Here is an 11,422-nt window from a genome sequence, read left to right on the forward strand (position 1 = left end):
GAACCAAACTAGTTTTGGAAACGAGCTTGCGAAGTTAGTTTGATCGGAGTAACTTAGTTCTTGTCGGAAGGGAGCCGGAAGGGTTCAGAAAGTTTGAACCGCGCCGAGCGGAGCTATGGGCACTGATCCTTGAAAATCTAACAGTGTAGACAGAAAAACCTAGTGCAATCATGCCTAAGAAGTTTAACGAGAACTCAGCCAGAGTTTCGCCAACAACATCACATCAACCAAAACAAAGGAAGAACTATGAGCAGCAAGAACAAGACCAACAACAACAACAAGCGGCGCACATTGCTGTGGGTGGTGAGCTTCGCAGCCACGAACGTCGCGGCCCTGCTGACCGATGACGAGAGCGAGCGGGATGCGCTGTTGCCCACGATGACGGAGGTGACCCACATCGCGTATCAGGTGATCAAGCGTCATCGAACCACGATGGTCAGGGTCAACGCCATGGAGCTGCTGGAGGAAGCACTGCTCGTGGAGCTGCGGGATTTGGAGGGCAACGACTCATTGATTCGCGTGCCGTTCGCAGAAATTCCGCTGACCAAAGCTCGGCTGGAACGATGCGCGGACTTCCCGATGGAGGCGCTCATGAACCTCTGCGATTTGACCGACATGGTCGCTTTGTTTGCGTACAACCTCCTCACAATTGACCACTACAACCTCGCAGCTTGACACCAGACGCGGCAACCTGTGGCGCCTGGCCACATAGCAATACAACCAACCAACCAACGCTCTACGGAGCAGCGGGACGTCACCCGCGCCTGTTCTAGTAGTCAACGCAGAGGGACTCTGAACTGAAGTGTTCAACCGTACTGAGATAGGTGTCCGAAACCACCGACAAAGGGCCAAGATCAGAGGCCACTAGCTTGATAGCTAGTGGCCTCTTTTCGTTTTCCGCTCAAGCTTCAGAAAACGAGTCTGACCTGGTATTTGACTTCTACTAGCTTCCCGTGATGATTGTGCCATCGCCGCTCTCACCACCGGATCTAAGGAAACTGAAATGACTACGGACTTCGCCACATTCATCGCCAGCAGCATCAAGTCGCACCCCGCGGAAGCCACCATCGTTCGGAAGGTCTTCAAGGCGCTGAAGGAAGCAGGTAAGCCGGTCACCTCCGTTTGGGACGGCGAAGAGAACACCAAGGTAACCTCGCTCCAGGAAACAATGGAGCTCGTGTTCAACCTCGATGAAGCTTTCCTGAAGACCAGCGACGGAAGCTGGGTGCGCATCATCCTCGGCAACGAGTGGGACGCGCTCTCCGACTACACCGTGAACCTCGAAGATGCACTCGCGTCCGTGAACTCCTACATCGACACCAAGGGCTGAACCAGACAGAAGCCTCCTGATCCTGTGTCAGGAGGCTTCTTCTATGTGCGACACGAAGCAGTTGGCGTCAGCAGCGCTACTTGTTGCCCTTGCTGTTGTTGTCGAAGGAGCACAGCATCTGGAGGTTCTCAGGTACCGTCTTGCCGCCCTTACTCCAGGCCACGATGTGGTCGCCAGCCATCTCCTCGTAGGTGAAGGTCTTCTCGCAGACAGGACACACGCCGTTCTGTTTCTCAAACTGCGCACGCTTCTGGTTCTCAGTGAAGACGCGCAGCCCGAGGAACCGCTCGTCGCCGGTGAGCAGGTAGGCGTATATCCCCGGCTTCTTCTGAACCTCGTCGTCCTTCATGAGCGTGCTCACGCTGGCTTCTAGGTCTACCGAGTTTAGAGGCGCATCTTTGAACTGGTTATAGAGCAGTCCCCACTTCACCGACTTCATGGTGCTGCGGTAGTTCGGGAACACAGCCTTGACCCACGCGATCACTGCCTGGAAGTACTGCCAGAGCGGGGCGGCGTTCGCATCCTCCTGGTGGAGGCCCATGTACCCTTCCACGTCACCGTCATTGATCCACTGAATCACCTTCTCCAGGTAGTCCTGGCGGATCGGAGAACCAGTCACGTAGTCGGAACCGAGCTGATAGGCAGGGCAACCAGTCTTACTGAAGTAGCGCTTGGCGTCAGAGACCCAAGGTCCCGAGTAGATCGCGTTGAGGAGCTCTTGATCCGTGAGCTTCTCCCCTGCGGTGTTGATGACCTTGAACCAGTCGAGCTTCTCACTGGGTGTCCCCTCGCAGAGGTAGACCGTCACCTTATAGTTGCGCAGTCGCTCCTTCTCATCCTGCTGAAGGTTGTGGAAGTAGCGTTGCTCAGGCTTACCGAAGAGTGCCAGAGAGAACTCACCAGTGAGGTACTGACAGAGAGATATGGTGCGCTGCTGCCCGTCGATCACCTCGAAGTCGTCTTCGCCGTTCACCGCCCAGTACATGACATTGAGCGGGAAGTCCTTCGACGCGGTCTCGATCACAGCCTGACGCTGCTTACCGGTGTAGACGAACTCGCGCTGATACGGCGGCCTAATGTCGAGCTTGCCCCCGTAGGCACGCGCACCAAGCTCTGCGCTGTCCTCGAAGCTGTCCGCCAGGTCAGCTACCGTCAGCTGTAAGGGAGTGATCTTCACGGTTACTTCTTTCTGATGAGGAGTCGCGCGAAGGTGGACTTGAGCTTGCCATCGACCAGCAACGCGCCTCGACGGTTCAGGTCACCAGCGTTGGGGACCTCCGCTCGCGAGTAGGTCTTCGTCTTCAGGCCAGAGTTGTTGTCGCGGTCGGTGATACCAAGAATCTCGAACTGGTCAGGGTTGTAGCTATCCATGAACGTGATCGGCACCCCCATGGCTCCATCCCAATCCACCGGAATGTCTTTGAGACGGGCAATCTCGATAGCGTCGTAGTTGTCGTAATGCCTGTGAACCTCAGGATCGTAGGGCTTCCAGAGGATCAGCTCTTCGTGACGCTTCGCAATGTCGAGGTTCGTGAACCAGCTCACGTTGCGAAACTTCACAAGCCCCGTCTGGTCGTCGTAGACCCCCTTCGCGTACTCGCCGCTCTCGTGAGTGGTGGCGAAGTAGGCGTTGCCAGCCTGGAAGCCGTTCCCGAGCCAGATCTTGTTCTCACGGAACAGCGGGAAGAGCTCTTTGTAGGTGACAGCACCGGTAGGCCCGATGATGATGAACTTCTTCTCGTACTCCATGAGCTGTGCGACATACTCACGGAAGAGGGAGAACGGAGGGTTCGTCACCACAATGTCGGCCTGCTTGAGAAGCTCGATGCTCTCTGCGCTCCGGAAGTCGCCGTTCCCCTTGAAGTGGTTCACTCCAATCTCTTCGAGCTCAGGGACGCCGCTGCCGTTCTTGTCCCCCTCATACTCCAGCCAGACCGCCTGCTCGCTGTCCTCAGTGCTGAAGAGGTCAACTTCCTGACTCTTGTAGCAAGCAGCGATGAGCTTCTTGAGCCCGATTGCTTCGAAGTTGTAGCTGAAGTAGTGGAAGAAGTTTGAGACACGAGGGTCGTCACAGTTGAGGTAGACGGTCTTACCCTCGAAGTGCTTCCGGTAGTGGCGCATCTCTCGCTCAATGTCCGAGAGCTGAGTGTAGAACTCGTCAGACTTAGCGGCACGTGCCGCTACGAGGTTGCTGTTTTTCGCCATGAGTCTGACCCTATCGGGCGCCACGGACTCGCTGGACGTGTGACACAAAGCAGTTGGCGTCAGCAGCGCAGGGAGCACCGCATCGCGCCGGGCCATGTCCCACCGCACCACTATGGTTTGAGTCATGGAGACACTTAGAGTCGAGCTCACCAACTGCCATGGCGTGCGGGAGCTGAGTCACACCTTCTCGTTCGAGCGGGGAAACGCGCTTGCGATCTACGCGCCGAACGGGACGATGAAGTCGTCGTTTGCGCGAACGCTCTCGGACTTCGCCAAGGGCGAAGAGTCCAGGGACCACGTCTTTCCCGACCGCACGAGTAGCCGCTCGATTCTCGATCAGGACGGCAACGAGCCAGCCCAAGACGACGTTGCTGTGTTCCTCGCTTACGACGAGGAGTACGCCTCAAGCGAGTTTGCATCCACGCTCTTAGTCAACGCGGAGCTACGAACCGAGTTTGAGAAGATCCAAAAGCGGCTCATCGGGCTGGAACAGGGTCTGGTCAAGGCGCTGAAGACGACGGCTCGCACCAGAGTAGACGTGGCCTCGCTAATCTCCCAGATCGTCACTCAACAGGACGCGAACTTCTTCGGCGCGCTTGTGCGACTCGAATACGAGGTCAGCCAGCTTGAGGATGCGCCGTTCGCTGAGGTGCCGCACGATCTTCTGTTCAACTCAAGCGTGGACAAGGTTATACGCAACCCAGCGCTCCAAGCCGTTCTCGCAGAGTACGTGGTGCGTCTGAATGAGCTGCTCGATGACTCCACTTTCTTCAGTCGTGAGTCGTTCACCTACTACAACGCCGAGACAGTCAACAAGAGTCTGGCCAGCCAGGGCTTCTTCGAAGCCAACCACTCTCTACTACTGTCGGGCGACAGCACACCGCGACAGGTGACGAGCAAGGAAGAGCTCGAAGAGCTCATCACCGAAGAGAAGCAGCGCATCACAGAAGATCCAGCGTTGAGTAAGAAGCTGACGGCGCTAGAGAAGGCGATCACCAGCAATCAGGCGACGCGGGACTTCTTTGCGTACATTTCTGAGCATCAGGAGTTGCTCCCGCGCCTTGCGAACTTGGATCAGTTCCATCAGGAGGTCTGGAAGTCATATCTCAAGGTCAATGAAGACCTCTTCCTGCAAGCAGTCGAGGGTTACAAGGGTTCCGAGCAGCGCGAGAAAGAGATTAAGCAGCAGGCGGCTGCGGAGAAGACGAAGTGGGAGGGAGTCATCGACCTCTTCAACTCCCGTTTTCACGTTCCGTTCACGCTCGTACCTCGCAACCGAGAGAAGGTGGTGGTCGCTCAAGATGAGTTCCTGACGCTCGACTTCGAGTTCAAGGAGGGCGGCGAATCGAACCAGGTGGACCGGGAGCACCTCCTTAAGGTTCTCAGCACCGGGGAGAAGAAGGCTCTCTACATCCTCAACGTGCTGTTCGAAGTGGAGGCGCGGAGAGGCTCAGGCAAGAAGACTCTCTTCGTCATTGATGACATCGCCGATTCGTTCGATTACAAGAACAAGTACGCCATCATCCAGTACTTGAAAGAGATACGGGAACACGAGGAGTTTCGGCTCATCATCCTGACTCACAACTTCGATTTTCTGCGCACGATCTTTGGTCGTCAGGTCGTGGGCCACGGTTGCTGCTTCATGGCTGAGAAGAGTAAGGAACGAGTCAGCCTCAGCCCCATGGACGGGAGCACCATCACGAATCCGTTCACGAGGGACTTCCGGAAACACATCTTCAGCGATGGGATGAAGCGGATCGCGGCTATCCCGTTCGTTCGCAACCTTGTCGAGTACACCAAGGACACCTCCGACCCTGGTTACCAGACGCTGACCTCGCTCATTCATTGGAAGAAGGAGTCGCGAGCAATCACGCACGGCGACTTGGACGCTATTTTCACCGCCACCGTTGGTGGGACGACCGGATCGGCGTGGGATGACTCAACCGGTAGCGTTCTCGATCTGATCTTCAGTGAAGCTGATGCGGCCATCGACGCGGACGAAGGGGTCAACTTCGCGAACAAGATCGTCTTGTCCATCGCGATCCGCCTACTGGCCGAGTCCTACATGGTGAGTGCCATAGGGGACTCAACGTTCACCGACGCGATCACTTCGCATCAGACTCCGAAACTCTATAAGGAGCTGAAGAGGCGAGGAGTCGGAGACACCGCCTCGCACGAAACGCTCGACACCGTTCTGCTGATGACGCCTGAGAACATCCACATCAACTCCTTCATGTACGAGCCCATCCTCGATATGTCGGACGCTTCTCTGCGGGACCTGTACAAGCGCGTGAAGGCGTTGTCGGTCGAGCCAGAAGCGAGCATCGCGTAGAGGTCTGGTAGCGCAGCCCCAGCTCAGAAGAGGGTGTTCAGCCGTTCCATGCCACGCATCGCGTCGTAGTCGAGAACCACGCAACGAATACCGCGATCCTCCGCAAGCGTCCGAGCCTGCGGCTTAATCTCCTGCGCGGCGAGGACGCCTTGAACCGGAGCAAGCGCGGGGTTCCGATTCATGAGGTCGAGGTAGCGAGTGAGCTGTTCAACACCGTCAATGTCGCCACGGCGCTTCAGCTCCACGGCCACCGATGCTCCGTTCTCGTCGCGAGCGAGAATGTCCACCGGCCCAATCGCGGTCATGTACTCGCGGCGCACCAGCGAATAGCCCTCACCAAGAAGCTCGATCTGCTCTGCAAGCAGTTCCTGAAGGTGAGCCTCCACGCCGTCCTTCACTAGCCCAGGATCCACTCCGAGCTCATGGGAGGTGTCATGGAGTACCTCATAGATCGAGACCATGAGCCGGTCGTCGGTCTTAGCGTGGGTGACCTGCCACAGCTCTTGAATGCCAGCTTCCTGCTGCTCTTCGTCTGGCTCCAGAGAGGTCAGCGCGCAAGGAGGGCTCATCCAATTCAGCGATGAGTGCTTGGTGTCCGAGTGGACGAGAACCGTTCCATCGGCTTTGAGCATGAGGAGACGGGTGGCAAGCGGCAAGTGCGCAGAGAGTCGTCCGGCGTAGTCCACCGAACAGCGAGCGATCACGAGTCTCATTCAAACCAGCCTAACGGCGAGGGGTGGGGCATGGAACGTACGGAGCAGGTGGCCAGCGACGGCGTGTGCGAGCTTCCGGTGAAGGACGTATCGATGCGCGAGTTCAGCGCTGAGGGCGTCAGACCGTCAGCCAGCGCCGCGCCAGCACGCGGAATGACGCGGGCTGACCGCGATCCTCGCGACTTATTACGCTAAGCACTACACATCCAGTTCAGCGGCTTGTACGAGCCCCCGTCGGAGTGGATGAGCAGACTGCCGTCGCCCTTGTGCACGAGCAGGCGCAGGGCCGGGTCGAGATGGGCATTGAGCCGGCCGTGATAGTCGACGGCGCAGCGGGCGATGACGAGACGCACCCGAAGAGCCTACCTGCGGCGGAGGGATGCCGCGGTGCGCCGCCCGGTGCGACCGAGCCCCGCGCCGGTGCGAGGATCGAGGGGTGAGTTCAGAGGGAGTGGATGCCGCGCGCCGGCGCGTCGGCCTCACGGTCGCCGCTCTCTGCCTGGGCACGACCCTGAACCCGCTGAACTCGTCGATGATCGCGGTCGCGCTGCTGTCGCTGCAGCACGACTTCGCCCTGACGACCGCGCAGGTGACGTGGGTGATCACCCTCTTCTACATCGCCTCGACGGTGGGACAACCGCTGATGGGTCGGGTCATCGACGCACTCGGCGCGCGCCGCGTGTTCGTGGCGGGCATGGCCGTCGTGATCGTCGCCGGTGTCATAGCGCCGCTGGGCGGCTTCGCCCTCGTGCTCGTCTCGCGGGGCATCATGGCGCTGGGCACGTCGGTGGCCTTTCCCGCAGCGGTGGCGCTGGTCGGTCCGCTCGCCCGCGCGGGCGGGATGAGTCCGCCGCGGCTGCTCGCGCGCATCCAGATCGCGAACACGACCGCCGCCGCCCTCGGCCCGGTCGTCGGAGGTCTGCTGATCGCGGTGGCGGGGTGGCCGGCGATCTTCCTGGTGAATGTGCCGCTGGGCACCGCGGGGCTGGTCAGCGTGTGGATCCTCGCGCCGCGCGACAACCCGCGCGAAGCCGTGACCGGGCGGGCCATCGTGCGCGTGCTCGACCCGGCCGGCGTCATCTCGTTCGCGATCGCGGCGGTGGCGCTGCTGGTCGTGCTGCTCGACGCGGGTGGTGACGCGACCTGGCTGCTGGTGGGCGTCGGCATCGTGGCGCTGGGACTGTTCGTGTGGCGCGAGCTGCGCGCCCGCGCGCCGTTCATCGACGTGCGGATGCTCGCCGCCAACCGCGCCCTCACCCTCTCGTACCTCGGCTTCACGGTGTTCAGCGCACTGTATTACCTGGCGTTCTTCGGGCTGCCGCAGTTCCTCGAGGCGCACGCCGGGTACTCGACCGCGATCGTCGGCCTGCTGATGCTGCCGCTGTCGGGCATGACGATCGCCATCGCGCCGGTCGTCGCCCGCGCCATCGACCGGCGCGGGCTCGTGCCGGTGCTGCTGACCATGGCGGTCGTGCTGCTGATCTCGGCGGGGATGCTGGGCATCGGCGTCGTCACGACGAACCCGGTGTGGATGCTGCTCATGGCGGCGGTCATGGGCATCCCCTATTGCATGGGATCGCTCGTGATGACCGAGGCCGTGCGGCGCGCAGCCCCGCCCGATGCGGTGGGTGTGGCATCCGGCCTGCTGCAGTCGACCCGCTACCTCGGCGCCATCGTCGCGACCGTGGTGCTCGGGCGCCTCTTGGCGAGCGGGGTGGATGCCGCCGCCTGGGGTGCCGTCGTCATCGCCGCGGTCGCCACCGGCGTGGTGCATCTGACCGTGGCGCTGTTTCAGGCCGGCGCGCTGCGGCGCGCGGAGGCGCAGGGCTGACCGGGTGGCGGGTCTGGCCCGGCTGGCATCGCGCTTGCAGGTGCTCCGGCCGGCCAGGACCTTTTGTCGTGGCATCCCTGTTCAGAACTCCGTCGATCTGCGTGTGGGGCGCGCGGATCGGGCTGTTTTTGGCCTCGAGGGCGCCGGAATTGCGGAGTTCTGAACGGCGGTAGGTGGCGTCGCGCGGCGCCCGGCGGCCTCAGTCGCGCTCGGCGTGGGTCGGTTCGGCGCCGGCCGGCACGGGCTTGCCCGCACCGACCGTCGAGCCCGCGATGGGGCGGGCCGCGCCCGAGGCGAAGCCCGACAGCACGATCAGACCCAGGATGATGTACAGCGTGTTGAGCAGCCCGATGTGGTCGCTGATGAAGCCGAGCGCGGGCGGTCCGGCGAGGAACGCCACGTAGCCGATCGTCGAGGCGGCGCTCACGCGGGCCGCGGCCTTGGCGGGGTCGTCGGCGGCCGCCGACATCCCGAGCGGGAAGCCCAGTGACGCGCCGAGACCCCAGAGGGCCGCGCCCACGAAGACGAGCGGCAGGTTCGGCGCGAGGATGAACAGCAGCAGCCCGGCCCCGGCCAGCACCGACAGCACGCGCAGGGTGGCCACGCGTCCGAACCGGTCGACCAGCGGTCCGCCGAAGATGCGCGCCAGCGTCATGCACACCGAGAACGTCGCCAGAGCAGCGGCACCCATCGTCTCGGGGGCGGCGTGCCCGTCGACCACGCCCAGTGCGAGCCAGTCGTTCGCGCCCCCCTCGGCGAACGCCATGCCGAGCATGATCAGACCCAGTGCGTACGTGCGCGGCTCGCGCCAGGCCGACAGCGCGACGTGCAGCCGCTCGCGCCAGCCCTCCCGTTCTTCGGCGGGTGTGGCATCCATCGCCGTCTCACGGTTCGGCACAAACGCGATGCTGATCGCGCCGACGACGACGATGAGCACGGCCATGATCGGCAGGTGGATGCCGGGCACGAGGCCGAGCGTGATCGCGACGGCTCCCAGCCCCGCGCCGATGACGGTGCCGAAGCTGAAGAACGCGTGGAACAGCGGCATGATCGTCTTGCCGATCTGCTTTTCGATCGCCGCCGCCTCGACGTTCATGGTGACGTCGAGGCATCCGTTTCCGAAGCCCCACAGCACGAGCCCGGCAGTGACCAGCGGCCATGAACCGAACACGTCGGTGCCCAGGCCGATCACCGCGATCCCCGCGGCGAAGATCACCATGAGTGCGAGCATCGAGCGACGCGCGCCGAAGCGGGCCAGGATGACCGAGCTGACCGACAGGCCGATGATCGAGGCGATGCCGCCGATGAACAGCATGAGACCGACGTCGGTGCGGCTGATGCCGAGGGTGTCTCGGATCGCCGGAACCCGCGCCGACCAGGTGGCGATGCTCAGGCCGCTCGCGAGGAAGATCGCGAAGACGGCGTTGCGCCACCGGGTGACCTGGGTGCGGGTGAGGACGGGATCCATCCCGACAGCATATCGAATCGATTCGAAACGCGCATCGACGGGACAGGTAGCATCGAGGCGTGAGCGAGCGCAGAGCCACCATCGCCGATGTCGCCCGGGCGGCCGGCGTCGCGGCGTCGACCGCGTCGGTGGTCTTCAGCGGCAAGACCCCGGTGTCGGACGCCACCCGCGACCGCGTTCTGGCCGCCGCGGCCGAGCTGGGCTACACCGGTCCCGACCCGCGCGCAGCCTCGCTGCGGCGCGGGCGCAGCGGCATCGTCGGCGTGGTGTTCCAGGGGCAGCTGCGCACGGTCTTCCTGGACCCTGTGACCCGCATCATGATGGATGGCATCGCCGACGGCGTCGCCGATCTGGGCGCGGCGCTCCTGCTGCTGCGCGATGACGACGACCGCGAGCCCACGCTGACGACCGCCCCGCTGGATGCCGCGGTGCTCGTCGGCTGCAACGCGCAGATGCGCGACTCGCTCGCGGTGCTGCGCTCGCGCGGCATCCCGGTCGTGGTGATCGAGGGCGACGCCGGGGCCGGCGTGCCGCAGATCGACCTCGACAATCGCGACGCGCAACGCGAGATGGCGCAGCACGTGCGCACGCTCGGGCACGAACGTGTCGCTGCGGTGACCCTGTCTGCCGATGCGACGCGGCGGCGCGAGTGGATCCCCGCCGACCAGGTCTTCACGGTCGACGTCACGCGTGATCGCCTGGCGGGATTCCGCGACATCTTCCCCGATGCGGGTGCGCTCGCCGCCGCCGGCAGCTCGATCGACGAGGGGCTCATCGCCGGCCGCACGCTGTTCGCCGACCCCGCGCGCCGGCCCACCGCCGTGATCGCGCAGAGCGACATGCTCGCCGCCGGTGTGATCCGCGCCGCCGAGGAGGCGGGGCTGCGCGTCCCGCACGATGTCACCGTCACCGGGTTCGACGGAGTCAGCGTCGACGGGCTGGCGCCGTATCAGCTCACGACGATGGTGCAGCCGGCGGCCGACAAGGGGCGTGCGGCCGGGCAAGCCGTGACCGCGATGCTGCAGGGGCGGGATGCCGCATCCTTCCGCTTCACCTGCACCTTCCGTGCCGGCAACACGGCGGCCCCGCCCGCGGGCTGAGCCGCGGCATCCCGTCCCGTCCGCTCGCGGCATCCCGCCCGGCGCCCGCGGCATTCCGCGGCATCCCGCCCCGCCGTCCGCGTCCGCCCCGGCAAACTCACATGAACCCGTCCCGTGCACACCATTCCGCCGCCGGTTCGATGTGTGATGTCTCAGGACTTCGGTGACGGAACTGTGTCAGGACTTCGGTGACACTTCATGTGTCAGGACATCGGTAACAATCGGCTTGGTTGTGCGCGGAAGTGTATGGATCTGGACGGTAGCGAAGCGTCTTCCTGCCGGCGCGTCAGGTCCCTTTCGGAAGCTGCCGCGGGCGGGCAACGCCCGCCCTTGCCCTCGTCGACGTGGATGGCCTCGAAGGACGCTCCCCTGCTCGTTCGCTCCCTCAGAGAGAGCTGCGGTTTCACGGCAGAAGTGTCACCACCAAGACGCCCCGAAGCGTT

The 11,422-nt window shown here is 62.8% G+C and carries 9 protein-coding genes and 1 pseudogene; 5 read left to right on the top strand and 5 right to left on the bottom strand.

The window, feature by feature from the left end:
• Positions 1-246 precede the first annotated feature (246 nt).
• Both ABMQ42_RS01830 and ABMQ42_RS01835 read left to right on the top strand, forming a co-directional pair.
• Positions 247-675: a hypothetical protein gene (locus ABMQ42_RS01830; RefSeq protein ID WP_349720974.1), complete on the top strand. Its 429-nt coding sequence runs from the start codon at positions 247-249 to the stop codon at positions 673-675.
• Positions 676-1,003: 328 nt separating this feature from the next.
• Complete coding sequence (locus tag ABMQ42_RS01835) at positions 1,004-1,330, top strand: hypothetical protein (protein WP_349720975.1); 327 nt, start codon at positions 1,004-1,006, stop codon at positions 1,328-1,330.
• 76 nt (positions 1,331-1,406) lie between these two features.
• Here ABMQ42_RS01835 and ABMQ42_RS01840 read toward each other — a convergent pair whose 3' ends face one another.
• Both ABMQ42_RS01840 and ABMQ42_RS01845 read right to left on the bottom strand, forming a co-directional pair.
• Complete coding sequence (locus ABMQ42_RS01840) at positions 1,407-2,507, bottom strand: HNH endonuclease family protein (RefSeq protein ID WP_349720976.1); 1,101 nt, start codon at positions 2,505-2,507, stop codon at positions 1,407-1,409.
• A 2-nt stretch (positions 2,508-2,509) separates the two neighbouring features.
• On the bottom strand, positions 2,510-3,535 hold the full coding sequence (locus ABMQ42_RS01845; protein WP_349720977.1) for an adenine-specific methyltransferase EcoRI family protein: 1,026 nt from the start codon (positions 3,533-3,535) through the stop codon (positions 2,510-2,512).
• A gap of 124 nt (positions 3,536-3,659) precedes the next feature.
• Between ABMQ42_RS01845 and ABMQ42_RS01850 the strand changes: the two genes are divergently transcribed.
• Complete coding sequence (locus tag ABMQ42_RS01850; RefSeq protein WP_349720978.1) at positions 3,660-5,867, top strand: AAA family ATPase; 2,208 nt, start codon at positions 3,660-3,662, stop codon at positions 5,865-5,867.
• A gap of 23 nt (positions 5,868-5,890) precedes the next feature.
• Here the strand turns inward: ABMQ42_RS01850 and nucS are convergent, their stop codons facing one another.
• Together nucS and ABMQ42_RS01860 are read right to left on the bottom strand one after the other, a co-directional pair.
• Positions 5,891-6,580 carry an endonuclease NucS gene (gene nucS, locus ABMQ42_RS01855; RefSeq protein WP_349720979.1) on the bottom strand — a complete coding sequence of 230 codons (690 nt, stop codon included), beginning with the start codon at positions 6,578-6,580 and terminating at the stop codon, positions 5,891-5,893.
• Between the two features lie 203 nt (positions 6,581-6,783).
• Positions 6,784-6,933 (bottom strand): annotated as a pseudogene (locus tag ABMQ42_RS01860) (endonuclease NucS); the annotation flags it as partial.
• 83 nt (positions 6,934-7,016) lie between these two features.
• Between ABMQ42_RS01860 and ABMQ42_RS01865 the strand changes: the two are divergent.
• Entirely contained in the window at positions 7,017-8,411 is a 1,395-nt protein-coding gene (locus ABMQ42_RS01865; RefSeq protein WP_349720980.1) for an MFS transporter, read from the top strand.
• A 199-nt stretch (positions 8,412-8,610) separates the two neighbouring features.
• On the opposite strand, the gene ABMQ42_RS01870 is transcribed toward ABMQ42_RS01865, so the two are convergent.
• On the bottom strand, positions 8,611-9,879 hold the full coding sequence (locus tag ABMQ42_RS01870; RefSeq protein WP_349720981.1) for an MFS transporter: 1,269 nt from the start codon (positions 9,877-9,879) through the stop codon (positions 8,611-8,613).
• Positions 9,880-9,938: 59 nt separating this feature from the next.
• Here ABMQ42_RS01870 and ABMQ42_RS01875 point away from each other — a divergent pair, with 59 nt between their 5' ends.
• The gene (locus ABMQ42_RS01875) at positions 9,939-10,979 is read left to right on the top strand and encodes a LacI family DNA-binding transcriptional regulator (protein WP_349720983.1); all 1,041 of its coding nucleotides are present in this window, start codon (positions 9,939-9,941) and stop codon (positions 10,977-10,979) included.
• Positions 10,980-11,422 lie beyond the last annotated feature (443 nt).

Source organism: Microbacterium sp. KR10-403, from assembly GCF_040196215.1.
Classification (GTDB): Bacteria; Actinomycetota; Actinomycetes; order Actinomycetales; family Microbacteriaceae; genus Microbacterium.

Bases quoted from the DNA above. Each gene is read 5' to 3' on its own strand.
- ABMQ42_RS01845 (WP_349720977.1), bottom strand. From the start codon at position 3,535: ATGGCGAAAAACAGCAACCTCGTAGCGGCACGTGCCGCTAAGTCTGAC.
- ABMQ42_RS01835 (WP_349720975.1), top strand. From the start codon at position 1,004: ATGACTACGGACTTCGCCACATTCATCGCCAGCAGCATCAAGTCGCAC.
- ABMQ42_RS01850 (WP_349720978.1), top strand. From the start codon at position 3,660: ATGGAGACACTTAGAGTCGAGCTCACCAACTGCCATGGCGTGCGGGAG.
- ABMQ42_RS01870 (WP_349720981.1), bottom strand. From the start codon at position 9,879: ATGGATCCCGTCCTCACCCGCACCCAGGTCACCCGGTGGCGCAACGCC.
- nucS (WP_349720979.1), bottom strand. From the start codon at position 6,580: ATGAGACTCGTGATCGCTCGCTGTTCGGTGGACTACGCCGGACGACTC.
- ABMQ42_RS01830 (WP_349720974.1), top strand. From the start codon at position 247: ATGAGCAGCAAGAACAAGACCAACAACAACAACAAGCGGCGCACATTG.